The 14,701-nt window shown below is 58.5% G+C and carries 20 protein-coding genes; 15 read left to right on the top strand and 5 right to left on the bottom strand.

The annotated features are described in order from the left end of the window. On the top strand, positions 1-204 hold a 204-nt coding region (locus AC2FJW_RS18705; RefSeq protein WP_496751030.1), incomplete at its 5' end, for an EF-Tu C-terminal domain-related protein. Between the two features lie 218 nt (positions 205-422). Here the strand turns inward: AC2FJW_RS18705 and AC2FJW_RS18700 are convergent. Both AC2FJW_RS18700 and AC2FJW_RS18695 read right to left on the bottom strand, forming a co-directional pair. After that, positions 423-872, bottom strand: a complete 450-nt coding sequence (locus AC2FJW_RS18700; protein WP_142639317.1) for a hypothetical protein — start codon at positions 870-872, stop codon at positions 423-425. 21 nt (positions 873-893) lie between these two features. After that, a complete protein-coding gene (locus AC2FJW_RS18695) occupies positions 894-1,262 on the bottom strand; it encodes an antibiotic biosynthesis monooxygenase family protein (protein WP_142639319.1) in 369 nt (122 codons plus the stop codon). A gap of 79 nt (positions 1,263-1,341) precedes the next feature. On the opposite strand from AC2FJW_RS18695, the gene AC2FJW_RS18690 reads away from it, so the two are divergent. Then, complete coding sequence (locus AC2FJW_RS18690) at positions 1,342-1,773, top strand: MarR family winged helix-turn-helix transcriptional regulator (protein ID WP_142639321.1); 432 nt, start codon at positions 1,342-1,344, stop codon at positions 1,771-1,773. Between the two features lie 4 nt (positions 1,774-1,777). Here AC2FJW_RS18690 and rpe read toward each other — a convergent pair whose 3' ends face one another. Then, positions 1,778-2,464 (bottom strand): ribulose-phosphate 3-epimerase, encoded by a 687-nt coding sequence (gene rpe / locus AC2FJW_RS18685; RefSeq protein ID WP_496751029.1) that lies wholly within the window; start codon positions 2,462-2,464, stop codon positions 1,778-1,780. A gap of 163 nt (positions 2,465-2,627) precedes the next feature. Between rpe and phnC the strand changes: the two genes are divergently transcribed. The 5 genes from phnC to AC2FJW_RS18660 all read left to right on the top strand — a co-directional run bounded on the left by phnC (position 2,628) and on the right by AC2FJW_RS18660 (position 7,367). Further along, entirely contained in the window at positions 2,628-3,449 is an 822-nt protein-coding gene (gene phnC, locus AC2FJW_RS18680) for a phosphonate ABC transporter ATP-binding protein (RefSeq protein ID WP_496751028.1), read from the top strand. 68 nt (positions 3,450-3,517) lie between these two features. Further along, positions 3,518-4,420 carry a phosphonate ABC transporter substrate-binding protein gene (phnD, locus tag AC2FJW_RS18675; protein WP_496692907.1) on the top strand — a complete coding sequence of 301 codons (903 nt, stop codon included), beginning with the start codon at positions 3,518-3,520 and terminating at the stop codon, positions 4,418-4,420. Between the two features lie 63 nt (positions 4,421-4,483). Continuing rightward, the gene (gene phnE, locus AC2FJW_RS18670; RefSeq protein ID WP_496698859.1) at positions 4,484-5,365 is read left to right on the top strand and encodes a phosphonate ABC transporter, permease protein PhnE; all 882 of its coding nucleotides are present in this window, start codon (positions 4,484-4,486) and stop codon (positions 5,363-5,365) included. Then, positions 5,362-6,729, top strand: a complete 1,368-nt coding sequence (gene phnE / locus AC2FJW_RS18665; RefSeq protein ID WP_496698858.1) for a phosphonate ABC transporter, permease protein PhnE — start codon at positions 5,362-5,364, stop codon at positions 6,727-6,729. Before phnE (AC2FJW_RS18670) ends, phnE (AC2FJW_RS18665) begins: the two co-directional genes overlap by 4 nt. A gap of 23 nt (positions 6,730-6,752) precedes the next feature. Then, entirely contained in the window at positions 6,753-7,367 is a 615-nt protein-coding gene (locus tag AC2FJW_RS18660; RefSeq protein WP_496698856.1) for an LbetaH domain-containing protein, read from the top strand. Between the two features lie 158 nt (positions 7,368-7,525). On the opposite strand, the gene phnF is transcribed toward AC2FJW_RS18660, so the two are convergent. Further along, complete coding sequence (gene phnF, locus AC2FJW_RS18655) at positions 7,526-8,236, bottom strand: phosphonate metabolism transcriptional regulator PhnF (RefSeq protein WP_496698854.1); 711 nt, start codon at positions 8,234-8,236, stop codon at positions 7,526-7,528. Positions 8,237-8,338: 102 nt separating this feature from the next. Between phnF and phnG the strand changes: the two genes are divergently transcribed. The 8 genes from phnG to AC2FJW_RS18615 all read left to right on the top strand — a co-directional run bounded on the left by phnG (position 8,339) and on the right by AC2FJW_RS18615 (position 14,006). After that, positions 8,339-8,797, top strand: a complete 459-nt coding sequence (gene phnG / locus AC2FJW_RS18650; RefSeq protein WP_496751026.1) for a phosphonate C-P lyase system protein PhnG — start codon at positions 8,339-8,341, stop codon at positions 8,795-8,797. Further along, a complete protein-coding gene (gene phnH, locus AC2FJW_RS18645) occupies positions 8,797-9,372 on the top strand; it encodes a phosphonate C-P lyase system protein PhnH (RefSeq protein ID WP_496751025.1) in 576 nt (191 codons plus the stop codon). The genes phnG and phnH overlap by 1 nt, the downstream gene beginning before the upstream one ends. A gap of 3 nt (positions 9,373-9,375) precedes the next feature. Beyond that, the gene (locus AC2FJW_RS18640; RefSeq protein ID WP_496751023.1) at positions 9,376-10,467 is read left to right on the top strand and encodes a carbon-phosphorus lyase complex subunit; all 1,092 of its coding nucleotides are present in this window, start codon (positions 9,376-9,378) and stop codon (positions 10,465-10,467) included. Between the two features lie 261 nt (positions 10,468-10,728). Further along, the gene (locus AC2FJW_RS18635) at positions 10,729-11,589 is read left to right on the top strand and encodes an alpha-D-ribose 1-methylphosphonate 5-phosphate C-P-lyase PhnJ (RefSeq protein ID WP_142639343.1); all 861 of its coding nucleotides are present in this window, start codon (positions 10,729-10,731) and stop codon (positions 11,587-11,589) included. After that, the gene (locus tag AC2FJW_RS18630; RefSeq protein ID WP_496751021.1) at positions 11,586-11,990 is read left to right on the top strand and encodes a VOC family protein; all 405 of its coding nucleotides are present in this window, start codon (positions 11,586-11,588) and stop codon (positions 11,988-11,990) included. The genes AC2FJW_RS18635 and AC2FJW_RS18630 overlap by 4 nt, the downstream gene beginning before the upstream one ends. Before the next feature lie 5 nt (positions 11,991-11,995). Continuing rightward, complete coding sequence (gene phnK, locus AC2FJW_RS18625) at positions 11,996-12,766, top strand: phosphonate C-P lyase system protein PhnK (protein ID WP_496751019.1); 771 nt, start codon at positions 11,996-11,998, stop codon at positions 12,764-12,766. An 11-nt stretch (positions 12,767-12,777) separates the two neighbouring features. Further along, the gene (gene phnL, locus AC2FJW_RS18620) at positions 12,778-13,461 is read left to right on the top strand and encodes a phosphonate C-P lyase system protein PhnL (RefSeq protein ID WP_282022252.1); all 684 of its coding nucleotides are present in this window, start codon (positions 12,778-12,780) and stop codon (positions 13,459-13,461) included. After that, a complete protein-coding gene (locus AC2FJW_RS18615; protein WP_496751018.1) occupies positions 13,458-14,006 on the top strand; it encodes a ribose 1,5-bisphosphate phosphokinase PhnN in 549 nt (182 codons plus the stop codon). The genes phnL and AC2FJW_RS18615 overlap by 4 nt, the downstream gene beginning before the upstream one ends. Here the strand turns inward: AC2FJW_RS18615 and AC2FJW_RS18610 are convergent. Beyond that, a complete protein-coding gene (locus AC2FJW_RS18610) occupies positions 13,988-14,671 on the bottom strand; it encodes a DUF1045 domain-containing protein (protein ID WP_496751017.1) in 684 nt (227 codons plus the stop codon). The two genes, AC2FJW_RS18615 and AC2FJW_RS18610, sit on opposite strands and share 19 nt — an antisense overlap. Positions 14,672-14,701: the final 30 nt, after the last annotated feature.

Here is a 14,701-nt window from a genome sequence, read left to right as displayed (position 1 = left end):
CGTCCGCAGTTCTACTTCCGTACAACTGACGTGACCGGCACCGTGACCCTGGCAGCTGGCACCGAGATGGTTATGCCAGGCGACAACGTGTCGTTCGAGGTTGAGCTGATCGCACCGATCGCGATGGAAAACGGCCTGCGTTTCGCCATCCGCGAAGGTGGCCGCACCGTCGGCGCCGGCGTTGTGTCGAAGATCGTCGAGTAATTCGCGCAAGCGAATGATCAAATGGAAAGGGCGCCCATCCGGCGCCCTTTCTCGTTTGATCTCGACAAGCCCGCGACGCACCCATGTCGTACACCAAAGAGTGTTGAGTGATCGGAGGCGGTGATGAGATCGTTCGTCGAATAGTCTCAGACCTAACCGTCGAAACAAAAAAAGCCCGCCCCAAACGGGGGCGGGCTTTTTCTGTTTGGAATGCATCTTTATTTCTGGGACTGACTGCGCCTGCGCGCGGTCATTGCCCGGCCGTCACGGATACTCATACCCATCAATGTCAGATTGGTGGCACCAGCGACCAATTCGATGACCTGAACAAGGTAGAAGCTGGTGTCGAAGGCCCCGGCTCCGGCCTTTGCTTTCAGGTAGAGTGCTGCGGGTACCAGAATAAGCAGGCCGTTGGCTGCGATGATCGGCATTCTTTTCTTTTTGGCCAATGCCGAAGCATCTTTGCGCCGGCTTCCCATCGACATTCCTGTGGCGCCGACAATTACCATGGCCGGGACCAGCAAGAACAGGCCATAGACGATCATGGTTTTTACTGATGCCACGGTCGCGTGGGAAGCGAAGATCTCGCTGTACAAAGTAGATGTCCAGAATGTCAGGATTGTTAGAAATCCGATAACTCCAGCGATGGGGTGGATTGTTCTGATCATGGGTCGCCTCCACTTTTTGCCTTAGGCAACACAGTGGTTGTCGACCGTCAGCTTGCGCAGAAGATGTGGTCGCGTCACTGCGCTGTCCGGGTAGTCGGCGATACGGCTTTGGAATTCAGGATTGGTAAAGGCCTGACGGAAACTCTTCACATCTTGCCAGACAGCATAGTTCACGAAGGTCGCGCTGTTGGCGATGCCTTTGTGCAGTTGCGTCGAGATGTATCCCGGTTGCGATTTCATGAAATCCGCGTCGTGGGACCAGGCGGTCAGCAGGGCGTCTTCGTCCTTGGCGTCAACCGTGAACAGGTTGATCAGAACGACGGGGCCTTCCTCGGTTTCCATCTGGTCAGCCAGGGTTGCGATTTCGTCCAGTTCTACGATGCGTGCCATTCTTTGATCCTCTTTCAGAAAATAACATAGCAAGCTATATAATATTGCATAGCATGCTATGCAAGTGTATTTATCCGACATGGATTTCACGAAAGAAGACTCTGCCGGATATCTGGTCAATCACATGGCGCGCTTGTTTGCCCGGGACCTGCAGCAGCGTATCTCTCCTTTGGGGATCGTCGTTGGGCAATTCCCCATTTTGCTGGAGCTTTGGCAAAAGGACGGCGTGTCGCAAAAAGAGCTGCTTGGCAAAATCGACGTCGAGCAGGCGACGTTGGCCAACACGCTCAACCGGATGGAGCGGGACAGTTTGGTCAAGAGAACCAAAAACCCAACCGATGCCAGAGCTCAGCTGATCTGGTTGACCGAAAAGGCGTCAGGGATACGCGCGGAGGCATATGAGGCCGCCCAGACCGTAAACGCGCAGGCGCTTGCGGGGCTGAGCGCCGAGGAACAACGTCAGTTTCTGGACCTCATGCACAGGGTGATTTCGGGCATGCGCCAGGAATAATGAGTTACAGCGCGGAATTCGCAGCGGCCCGCACGGCGCGGATGTTGTCGCCATAGACCCCGGGCTGATCTACCGATCCACCTTTGAACACAGCTGAGCCGGCAACCAGAACGTCGGCGCCTGCGGCCGCGACCAGCGGGGCGGTGTTTGGATCAACGCCGCCATCAATCTCAATATGGACGGGACGGTCGCCAATCATCTGGCGCAGGCGGCGGATTTTGCTGGTCATGTCGATGAACTTCTGGCCGCCAAAGCCGGGGTTTACGGTCATAACGCAGATGAGATCGGTCAGATCCAACAGGTGCTCCACCGCTTCGGCCGGAGTGCCCGGGTTCAGCGCGATACCGGCCTTCATTCCTGCAGCGCGGATGGCCTGCAAGGTGCGGTGCGAATGCGGCCCTGCCTCGATATGGGCGGTCAGGACATCGGCCCCAGCATCCGCATAGGCCTGAATGTAGGGATCGACTGGGGTGATCATCAGATGCACGTCCATCACCGTTTTGACATGCGGACGAAAGGCTTTGACGGCGGGTGGACCAAAGGTCAGGTTGGGGACAAAATGGCCATCCATCACGTCAATATGCACCCAGTCGGCGCCCTGAGCCTCAACGGCCTGAATCTCGGCGCCGAAATTGGCAAAATCGGCGGACAGGATCGACGGGGCGATCTTGATGCTGCGGTCAAAGCTCATGGTTGCCTCGTGTCATCTGAACAGTTGAGGATGCGTATAGCGTTGAGGTCAGTTGATGGATAGCCCCCGCGACAATCGCGCCGTAACAAAACTTTCACCTTACTGACACACAGCCGTTGAACAGTGCCTGTAGCTCACCGCCAAGACGAATTGGGGGTGGCCTGTGCTGCGTATCGACAAACTGACCAAACGCTTCGGCGAAAACATAGCCGTGGATGCGGCGACTTTGGATGTAGACAAGCCGTGCATGATCGGCATCATCGGGCGATCCGGCGCCGGGAAATCCACCCTTTTGCGGATGGTCAATCGCCTGACCGATTCCAGCGAAGGCAAGATCCTGTTCGAAGGCCGCGATGTCACCCAGTTGAAGGGGCGAGACAAGCGGGCATGGCAGGCCGAATGCGCCATGATCTTTCAGCAGTTCAATCTGGTGCCGCGCATGGATGTGGTGTCGAACGTGCTGCATGGCACGCTGAACCGCCAATCAACGCTGGCCACCATGTTCAACCTGTTCCCGATGGAGGACATCCACCGCGCGATCGACATTCTGGATCGTCTGGGCATCGCGGAACATGCGCCGAAACGCGCCGAGGCCCTGTCGGGCGGACAACAACAGCGTGTCGCCATTGCGCGGGCGCTGATGCAGGACCCCAAGATCATTCTGGCGGACGAACCGATTGCCTCGCTGGACCCGATGAATGCCCAGGTGGTGATGCAGGCCCTGCGCCGTATCCACGAAGAGGACGGCCGCACGGTCATCGCCAACCTGCACACGCTGGACACCGCGCGCCGCTATTGCGACCGCGTTGTCGGCATGCGCGACGGCCGCATCGTCTTTGACGGGTTGCCCGAACAACTGACCACCGGCGTCGCTCGCGAGATCTATGGGGCCGATGCGAGTTTCTCGGAAGAGGCGACCTCGACCGAGATCGAAACGCTCGACGCCACCCAGAAGGCCCTAATGGAAGCCGAAGCCACCATCTGAGCCACCCCAACCACCTTTCATCGCCCGACCCGATGAGAGGTCGGGGACATCAACCTGGAGAGAGACAGATGAAAAACCTAATTGCTGCCCTTGTTGCGACCACTGCCATGGCCGCGCCCGCTATGGCGCAGGAAATCAGCGAATTCCGCATTGGTATTCTGGGCGGCGAAAACGCCCAAGACCGGATGAGCAAAAACGAATGCCTGCGCGAATACACCGAAGAGCTGCTGGGCGTTCCGACCAAGCTGTTTGCACCCGCCGACTATAACGGTGTGATCCAGGGCCTGCTGGGCGGCACGATTGACGTCGCCTGGCTGGGCGCGTCGGGCTATGCCAAAACCTATCTGAGCGATCCCGAAGCGGTTGAGCCGGTTCTGGTCAAGGTCAACAGTGATGGCGGCTATGGCTACTACTCGGTAGGCTTTGCGCGCAAAGACAGCGGCATCGCCTCGCTGGACGACATGAAGGGTAAGGCCTTTGGTTTTGGTGATCCGAACTCGACCTCAGGCTACCTGATCCCTTCGATCGAAATTCCACAGGCCACCGGTGCCACCATGGACTCGGGCGATTACTTCGGTGAGGTCAAGTTCACCGGCGGTCACGAACAGACTATCGTTGCTGTAAACAACGGTGACGTTGACGGCGGCGTGACCTGGGCCGACGGCCTGGGTGATTGGGAAGATGGCTATCAGTCGGGCGCGCTGCGCCGCGCTGTTGATGCCGGTCTGGTCGACATGAACGATCTGGTCGAGATCTGGAAATCGGCGCCGATCCCGGAAGGCCCGGTCGTTCTGCGCAAGGCCTTGCCCGAAGATGTCAAAGTTCAGGTCACTGAGCTGTGGAACACGCTGGACGAAAAAGACCGCGAATGTTTCTACGGCGTGGCAGCAGGCGAAGCCAAGAGCTTTGATCCCATCACGCATGAGGCCTACGAGGTCATCATTGAAGCCCGCAAGCTGAAGTCCAACTAAGCCTGCAACTCACATGATCGGGGTCCGGTGTTATACCGGACCCCGTTTTCTCAGGAGCATTCTATGACAGACCTGACCGCAGGGTCCCACAGTGTCGATCAGATCCGCGACGAATACTCAGAAATGACCCGGCGAAAACGGGCTTATGGTGGCATTCTCCTGATCCTGTTTGTGGCTTTGATGGCTGCAGGGTTCCGCACTGCGGATGATCGAAACGCAGGCAGTTTCGTTGACGGTTGGCGCAGGGTTTTCGACTATCCGGCCGAGGTTCTCTCGGAAGCGTGGGAAAAGATCGGCGCGATGCCGGAGAATCTGATCCGGTTCTTTCCGGCCTTGATCGAGACGATCAATATCGCGGCAGCATCAACCCTGATCGGTACAATTGTGGGGACATTTCTTGCCCTGATGTCGACACGGGGCATGGCGCAGTGGCCATCTCTGATCCCATTGTTTCGTCGGATTTCCGATATCTGCAGGGCCATCCCTGAAATCGTTATCGCGCTGGTTTTGATCTTTATTCTCGGCGGCGGTCCGGTTCCGGCAATGATTGCGATTGCCATCCATACCGCCGGTGCATTGGGCAAGCTGTTCTCGGAAGTGAACGAGAACGCTTCGCTGAAGCCGATTGAGGGGCTGCATTCGGTGGGCGCGAACTGGTCGCAACGGATGTATTTGGGCGTGATCCCACAGGTCGGACCGAACTATGTCAGCTATGCCTTGCTGCGGTTCGAGATCAACATCCGTGCCTCGGCCATCCTCGGTTTCGTCGGTGCTGGCGGTCTGGGATATGAGCTGCGCAACGCGATGTCATGGGGGCAGGGGCGCTACGACGAGGCCGCGGCCATCTTCCTTCTGCTTTTTGTCACAATCATGGTCGTGGATCAGCTGTCCGGCTATCTGCGGGATCGCCTGACCCACGGGTCGGAAAAAGGAGCTTCGGCATGACGACCTTTGCCACTGATCTGTCGACAGATGACCTCAAGGCCGAGGCCGGTCGTTTGTTCAACCGCAAACGGATCGTGAATTTCGGGTTGCCCGGCCTTGTCGTTGTTTACCTGATCTATGTGTTCTTTGCCTTTGACGTGCCCGGTATTGCCGGGCGTGCAAATTGGGAAAACGGCAAGACGCTTGTTGCCGACAGCTACAGCTACAAAACCCATGTCACGCGGGATAACCGCAATGGTGATGTGTCCGTTGCGGTCGAAGGGGACCGCAAAGGCACCTATCCTGACGGGACCGCACCCGACTGGGTGGCGTTGGGCGAAACCACGATCATTGACCTGGAAGATGGTCACGTGGTGCGTTTCGGCCCCGAGACAATCGAATACGATATCCCTGGCTATGGCGTCGTGCGCGCTTCGCCCAGCCGGGCCTCTGGTGTGCAAGCAGAGTTACCGGCGGGCGATGTTCCAGACTGGATCAATGTCTCGAAAAATCGGCTGGCGATCACCACCGATGCCGGGCGTCTGACCGTGACCCGCAACCGGTCCGAAGTGTTTCGCTATTTCCCAGGGTGGGAGCTGTTTTGGTTCACCCTCGACAGCCCGTATTATGGCAAATCCTTCCCCGAGTTGGTCAGCCGCGCCACCGCCGGTGAGGCCGGTGCCATTTTCAACGATTTCTGGACCAACAAGATCTGGCGGCATCAGGATGTGGCCTGGGCCATCTTTGAGACGATCCTGATGGCGTTTCTGGGCACAATGGGGGCAGGGATTATCGCCTTGCCACTGGCGTTCCTGGCGACGCGGAACTTTAACCCCTTGCGGTCGGTGCGCTTTGCCACACGGCGGGTGTTCGACTTTGTACGCGGTGTTGACGCCTTGATCTGGACCGTTGTTCTGGCACGGGCCTTCGGACCGGGGCCGCTGACAGGAGCACTGGCAATTCTGGTGACCGATACCGGGACATTCGGAAAGATCTTCTCAGAAGCGCTGGAGAATGTGGATGAGAAGCAGATCGAGGGCGTGCAGTCGACCGGTGCGAATGCGCCGCAGCGCTATCGCTTTGGCGTGATCCCACAGATCACTCCCGTGCTGTTGAGCCAGCTTTTGTACTTTCTCGAATCCAACACCCGCAGCGCGACCATAATTGGAGCGATTACTGGCGGCGGCATTGGTCTGTTGCTGACGCAGGCGATCATCACTCAGAAAGATTGGGAAGAGGTCGCCTATTACATCGTTCTGATCATTCTCATGGTGATGTTGATGGATTGGTTCTCGGGCTGGTTACGGCGTCGTCTGATCCAGGGCGACAGCGGCAAGAAGAGCAAGCCGAGCAACGCGAAAACCAAAGATTTTATTCTGCCGTGAGCGCAGCTTGAAAGGTCAGGACTATGGCACGATTGCGCACGGATGAACCGTTCATCCATCCCGATTGCCAGATTACCAACAGCAGCTTTGGTGCATTTGTCGAGATTGGCACCGGCAGTCGGATCGCCAACGCGGTCTGGGGCGACTATTCCTATTGCGACCGGACCTGCGACATCGCCAACGCCCAGATCGGCAAGTTTTCGAACATTGCCAGCTTTACCCGGATCGGCGCCACGGATCACCCGTTGCAAAAGGCCTCGCTGCATCATTTTAGCTATCGGTCGGCTGACTATTGGGACGATGCCGTGGATGATGCGGAGTGGTTTGCCCATCGCGCAAGCCGGATCGCATATATCGGGCATGACACATGGATCGGTCACGGAGCGATCATCAAGCCCGAGGTGACAATCGGTAATGGTGCGGTCATCGCATCCGGGGCGCTGGTGACCAAAGACGTACCGCCCTACATGATCGTTGCTGGGGTGGCGGCCCAACCACTCCGCCCCAGGTTCCCACAAGCGGTTGCGGATCGGATAGAGCAGTTGGCCTGGTGGGACTGGGACAACAGCCGCTTGCGTGACGCATTGCCGGATTTTCGCAAACTAGAGGCTGAGGCGTTTTTGGAGAAATACGAATAGCTGGCCCTGTGACCCTGGGTGCTCCGCGCCCGCAGAAGCATCGGTTTCGCCGATCCCCCTTTGCGGCCTTGGGCCGGGCGCCGCGCTTTGCGCGGCGCTACGACCAACGGGATGAGACCTCCGATAGGAGGTTGAAGACGGGCGGGAGACCTACGGGATCAATCCTCGTTCAGGGTCAGCGTGACTCGCTCTCCGGCAAAGGTTGTTCTTCCGTACTCGACAGGATTGCCATCGGGGTCTGCATTGATGCCGATCGAAAACAAGACTGGTGCGCCCTCGGGCAGGTGCAGGTGCAGAGCTTGAGTTGCCGTGGCCGCGCGCGCGGTCAGGCGGGTTGAGATGCGTGTGTAATCCGGCACATCGCATCTTTGCAGGGCCTTGGTGACAGATTGGGTTTCTGTCAGGACCTGCAGAATGTCAGGAAATCGCTTGGCCGGAAAAACGCTTTGAAACAGGCCGATGGGTTGCCCGTCGGCCAGAGACAGACCGTCATAGACATGCACCGTGTCGCCGGTTTCAAGCCCCAATGCATCGGCTTCGGCTTCATCCGCAGCCCGTGTGGTCAGGGCGAGGATCTTCTTGCCGGGCATCTTGCCGCTGGCCGAGATGCTCTTGTGGTATCGCACCCGCTTACCAATCGGATACTCGGTTGGTCGGGTGGCGACGAATACACCGGCCCCGCGCCTAGAATGGACCAGCCCCTGGTCGGCCATATCTGACAGCGCCCGACGAACCGTGTGGCGGTTAACGCCATGCGTTGCGGCCAGTTGCGCTTCGGTCGGCAGCCGGTCACCGGTTTGATACCGCCCTTCGGCAATGTCCGACGTCAGGCTTAGGGCGATGCTTTTCCAGATCGGCGTTTTGTTCATGTCACCAAAAATTCACACAGTTGCGATTGCGAGTCGCCGGGCGGCGGTCTATGATTTGTATAGTTGTATAGGATAAGTAGACAACCCCGCCAAGAGGCTTTGATGACACAACAGACAGATTCCGCGACCGAGGCGCGTAAGACCTGGATGGGCCTGCTGGCCCGCGCGCCAGATGACGCCACGTTGGCGCTGTGGGAGGGCCTCACGGACCGTCCCGGCTTTGAATGGCTGCGCAGCCCCGAAGTGGGCGGCGTGATGGTGCGCGGACGTACCGGCGCCACCGGGGCGCCCTTCAACCTGGGTGAAATGACGGTCACGCGCTGCTCGGTGGTCTTGCAGGATGGCACGGTCGGACATGGCTATGTTCAGGGCCGGTCAAAGCCCAAGGCCGAAGCTGCAGCTGTGATTGATGCGATGATGCAGACTGCGGCAGCAGACCATGTGCGGGAAAACCTGCTCGGTCCGCTGGAACAGAAAATGCAGGAGGTCAAAATCGCGCGGGCGGCAAAGGCGGCGGCAACCAAAGTAGAATTCTTCACGCTGGTTCGGGGAGAAGATTGATGACTGCGCAAACTCAATTCTCGGGCGGGTTCCAGAACATACCGGTTGATTCCGCGCATGCTTTTCGCGCGGCGATGACGGTGATGGCACGCCCTGGCGAAATCCGCAGCCTGTTAGGGGCCGTGCCCCCAGCGCCTTTGTCGGTAGCAGCGGGCACCTTGTTGCTGACATTATGCGACCCGGAAACCAAGGTACATCTGGCGGGTGAGCTCGACACCGACGCTCTGCGCGAATGGCTGACCTTCCACACCGGCGCGCCGCTGGTTCCTGCTGTCGAGGCGGATTTCGCCGTCGGCACTTGGGGCGAACTTGGTGGGCTGGATCGCTATCGCATCGGAACTGCCGAGTATCCGGATCGGTCAACCACTCTGATTGTTGAGCGTGACAGCCTGGATCAGTCCGGTGCCATTTTGCACGGTCCCGGTATCAAGCAGAGCGCAGGCTTGAACCTACCCGATATCCCTGCGTTGCAACGTAATGCGGCTCTTTTCCCTTTGGGATGTGACTTCTTCTTTACCTGCGGTGACAAGGTCGCGGCCCTGCCGCGCAGTACCCAGATCAGCGCGGAGGGTTAAGCGATGTACGTTGCCGTCAAAGGAGGCGAAAAGGCGATTGAGAATGCCCATGCCTGGTTGGCCGAAGAGCGCCGAGGCGCCCCGGATGTGGCCGAGCTTAGCCTGGTCCAGGTCCGGGAGCAGCTGAGCCTGGCGGTGAACCGGGTGATGGCAGAAGGATCGCTGTATGATCCGGACCTTGCCGCACTGGCGATCAAACAGGCGCGTGGCGATCTGATCGAAGCGATCTTTCTGATCCGCGCCTATCGCACGACATTGCCGCGTTTTGGTTATTCCGAACCGGTTGAAACTGGCAATATGGCCTGTGACCGTCGGATATCGGCGACGTTCAAGGATGCGCCGGGCGGGCAGGTGCTGGGCCCGACATTCGACTACACCCACCGCCTGCTAGATTTCAAACTGGCTGCGGATGGCGAAACTCTACCCGCGCCCGAAGGTACGGCGCGACACGAGCCGACCCCGCATATCACTGAATTCCTCAAGGGTGAGGATATTATTCAGGACGAGCCGGTCAGCGATGCTACGCCTGGCGACCTGACCCGCGAACCGCTGGAGTTTCCGGCGGACCGTCCGCTGCGGTTGCAATCGCTGGCGCGCGGGGATGAGGGGTTTGTGCTGTGCATGGCCTATTCGACTCAGCGCGGCTATGCCCGCAACCACGCCTTTGTTGGCGAGCTGCGGATCGGCAAGGTCGCGGTCGAAATGGACATTCCCGAACTGGGCTTTGCCATCGAGATCGGCGAAGTCGAGTTGACCGAATGTGAGACGGTGAACCAGTTCCAAGGCTCAAAGACTGAGCCGCCACAGTTTACACGCGGCTATGGGCTCGTCTTTGGCCAGTCTGAACGCAAATCCATCGCCATGGCTCTGGTCGACCGGGCGCTGCGGTGGGAGGAGCTGGGCGAGGACAATCTGGGCGCACCTGCACAGGACGAGGAATTTGTCCTGAGCCACTCAGACAATATTCAGGCAACGGGTTTCCTCGAACATATCAAGCTGCCGCATTATGTGGATTTTCAGTCCGAACTGGAATTGGTGCGCAAGCTGCGCCGCGAGGCCGAGGAACGGATTGCATCGAGGGAAGCTGCGGAATGAGCTCTGTACGCTTTGCCCTACAGGCTCGTCCTACGGTTCAAAACCCAGTCGCTGCCCTGATTGGGCGATTTCCTGCCGAATGCTTCGCGCGAATTCACGATTTCAAGCGATTCCCATTCGCACGAAAGGTCGCGGGCCATAGCCCCGAGGCGCCACTTTGCGCGAAAATTGCGCCAGATAAAATAGAGCATAATCGCCAAAAAGAGCGAACAAATACCAAATACGTTCATAAAAACACCAGAAACAAAATAGTTACATCAAATGACTGAATATAACTTCGCATATCTGGACGAACAAACCAAGCGGATGATCCGTCGGGCGATCCTCAAGGGGTTGGCTATTCCCGGATATCAGGTGCCATTTGCCAGCCGAGAGATGCCGATGCCTTATGGCTGGGGTACCGGGGGCGTGCAGGTATCTGCCGCAACTTTGACCCCGGACGATACGTTCAAGGTGATTGATCAGGGTGCGGATGATACGACTAATGCTGTGTCTATCCGTAAGTTTTTCGAGAATACGGCGGGCGTCGCCACCACCGAGGAAACAGAGAAGGCGACGGTCATCCAGACCCGCCACCGCATCCCCGAGGCGAAGCTGCGCGCGGATCAGATTCTTGTCTATCAAGTGCCGATCCCGGAACCGCTGCGGTTTCTGGAACCGCGCGAGACCGAGACACGCAAGATGCACAGCCTCGAAGAATACGGGTTGATGCACGTGAAACTGTACGAAGACATCAGCCAGCATGGTGCGATCTCAACCGCTTATGCTTATCCTGTGATGGTCTCGGACCGTTATGTGATGGACCCGTCCCCCATCCCGAAATTCGACAACCCAAAGCTTGAGATGGACGCGATCCAGCTGTTTGGCGCGGGCCGCGAGCAACGCATCTACGCGGTGCCACCGCATACCAAGGTCGTCAGCCTCGATTTCCAGGATTACCCGTTCGAGGCCACCAAGGCCGACCATCCCTGTGATCTGTGCGGGGCCGAGGACAGCTATCTGGATGAGGTCATCATGGATGATGCAGGTACCCGCATGTTTGTTTGCTCGGACACTGATTATTGCCGGTCGCGCCGCGAGGCGGGCCATGTGGGCCGTTTGGCCAGAGAGGATGCCGCATGAAACGAGAAGATGTGCTTGGAATTGACCACCTTGGCCTTACGGTTTCGGACCTCGACGCCACGCGGACGTTCTTTGTCGATGCGTTGGGTTGGGAGGTCTTCGGCAGCAATCCGGATTATCCGGCGGTTTATGTAACCAATGGCGCGGCGAAGCTGACGCTTTGGCAGCAAAAAGGCAAGGGGCTACAGGGGTTTGACCGGCACAAGAACGTGGGGTTGTATCATGTTGCCTTGAAAGTTCCCGATGAAGAAGCGCTGACTGCAGTTTTCGATGCGGTCAAAGACTGGCCTGCCGTCGCTGTCGAGTTTGCACCTGAACCCTCGGGTTTAGGTCCGAAACTCCATTTCATGATCCGAGAGCCGGGCGGCAATCGGATCGAGTTTTCATATGACCCAAGGTGAATGAAATGACACCGCTGCTGAGTGTACAGGATATCAGAAAATCCTACGGGGTCCGTATCGGCTGTACCGATGTGAGTTTTGACCTCTATCCCGGCGAGGTGATGGGGATCGTAGGTGAGAGTGGTTCGGGCAAGTCAACCCTGCTGAACTGTCTGGCGGGTCATCTGGAGCCGGATGCGGGGCAGGTGATCTTTGACACTCGTGCAGACGGTCCGGTGGATACCGTGACCATGTCGGAACCTGAACGCCGGATGCTGAGCCGCACCGATTGGGCATTCGTGCACCAACATGCGCGCGATGGCTTGCGTATGTCTGTCAGTGCGGGCGGAAATATCGGCGAACGACTGATGGCCGTAGGTGGCCGCCACTATGGCGATATCCGCGACAAGGCGATCGACTGGCTGGGTCGGGTTGAGATCGAAGCGGAGCGGGTTGATGATCGTCCGTCCGCGTTTTCCGGTGGCATGCAGCAGCGCCTGCAGATCGCGCGGAATCTGGTGACCGGCCCCAGGCTGGTCTTCATGGATGAACCGACTGGTGGTCTGGACGTCTCGGTACAGGCTCGCCTGTTGGACCTGTTGCGCGGGTTGGTTCGGGAAATGGGGCTGAGCGCCATCATTGTCACCCATGATCTTGCCGTTGTCCGTCTGCTGGCGGATCGGCTGATGGTGATGAAAAGCGGTCATGTGGTCGAGGCCGGATTGACTGATCAGGTTCTGGACGATCCGCAGCATGCCTATACGCAACTGCTGGTGTCCAGCGTGTTGCAGGTATGAGGGCCGGGACAATGATTGAACTGAACAATGTCAGCAAAAGCTTTACCCTGCACAATCAGGGCAGCGCAGTGATCCCGGTCATGCAGGGCGCTACGCTCAGGGTTGAACCGGGTGAGTGTGTGGCGCTGACCGGCGCGTCGGGGGCAGGTAAATCCACCTTGATGCGGGTGATCTATGGCAACTATCTGGCTGCCTCGGGTCAGGTTCTGGTCGGTGGTTTAGACGTCGCCAAGGCTGAACCGCGCGAGATCTTGACCCTGCGGCGCGAAACGCTGGGCTATGTCAGCCAGTTCCTGCGTGTTGTGCCCAGAGTGCCAACGCTTGAGGTCGTGGCCGAGCCGCTTCTTGCCGTTGGTTGCGATAAACAGAAGGCACTGGACAAGGCCGCGGGTCTGCTCGAGCGTCTGAATATTCCTGAACGGCTCTGGTCCCTTAGTCCGACGACCTTTTCGGGCGGCGAACAGCAGCGCGTGAACATCGCGCGCGGCTTTGCCCATGAATACCCGGCCATGCTGCTGGATGAACCCACAGCCAGTCTGGATGCGCAGAATCGCGAAACCGTCCTGTCCCTGATCCTTGAGGCGAAAGAGCGCGGAGCGGCGATTGTCGGCATCTTCCATGATGTTGACGGGCGGAAGCAGGTTTGCGATCGCGAGATCAACGTTTCGCAATTCACGCCGGGAATTGCGGCATGATGCTTGCCCCGGTCATAGCGGTTGTCGGTCCGTCAGGTGTCGGCAAAGACAGTGTGATTGAGGCGTTGGAAGCCCGCGCAAAAGGTATCCAGCGGCTGCGCCGTGTCGTCACCCGCCCCGAAGGCGAAGCGGGGGAAGATTTCAAACGGGTCACAGATGACGCGTTTCGACAGATGGAAGGTGAGGGCGCATTCGCGCTCAGCTGGCATGCACATGGGTTGCTCTATGGGGTGCCGAAAGAGATTGCGCAGCAACGTCAGGTGGCAGATGCGGTTCTGGTCAACCTGTCGCGCGCTGTGTTGTTGCAGGCGCAAGAGATCTTTGGCGATCTGATTGTTATCTCGTTGACCGCAGACGCGAGCGTTCTGGAGCAACGCTTGTCATTGCGCGGGCGCGAAAGTGACAGCGAACAGGCGCGTCGGTTGGGCCAGGCCAAGACCCCTTTGCCTAAGGGGCTGGTCCGGGTGATCGAGGTCGACAATTCTCGTGCTCTGCAGGATACGGTGGCCATAATTTTGTCCCGCCTTCAGTTGGAAAGCGCATAGCGATGGATCAGGTGAAACCGTCCATCCTCGGCCTCGCCCATCAGGGCCAGATCCGCAATTCGAAAGGGCTTCGGCAAAAGCGGCCCCAGATGGTTTTCCAGGGTGCGCTGGACCGAATCCAGCACGGGCTTGTCCAACCTGCCGCTCAGGGTGATGTGAAACCGAAACGCGTTCAGCACATAGGGGTAACCCCATTTGACCAGGTTGGCGTCCTGATCCGGCGTCAGTCTGGAGGCGCGGCGATGGTCAAGTTCAGCCGCCGACGGTGGGGACCGGAACATATCAAGCTCTTGAACACAGGCGGCGGCCAACGCGTTCAGCGCGGCTGTGTCGCCCAGTGGTCGCAGGGCCAGAAACCGGCCAAGGCGGGCAATCTCAAGACCCTCCATCATGATTGCGCATTGGCTGGCAGCAAGGGTGGCGCAGGCCTCTTGCAACGCTGTGACGGATTGCCCCTCGCGCAGGCAAAACGGGGGTTTCATGGTCGCGTGCAGCCCGTATTTTCGCGGTACCCCCGTAACCGCAGCAACATCCACACCATCCAACCCAGGATGGGCGACCTCGGTGCCAGCCTCAATGTCCCAGCCCAGCCAACGGGTTGCGAATTGCGTCCACTCCGCCGTGGCGGGTGGCGCAAAATAGATCGCGTATCGCGTGAATGTCACATTGGCCTCCTATTGCGTGGCCTTCCAATA

The sequence above is a fragment of the Ruegeria sp. CDSA020 genome, from assembly GCF_059612345.1.
The sequence above is the reverse complement of the archived record's forward strand: the minus strand, read 5'-3'. Positions and strand labels throughout refer to the sequence as shown.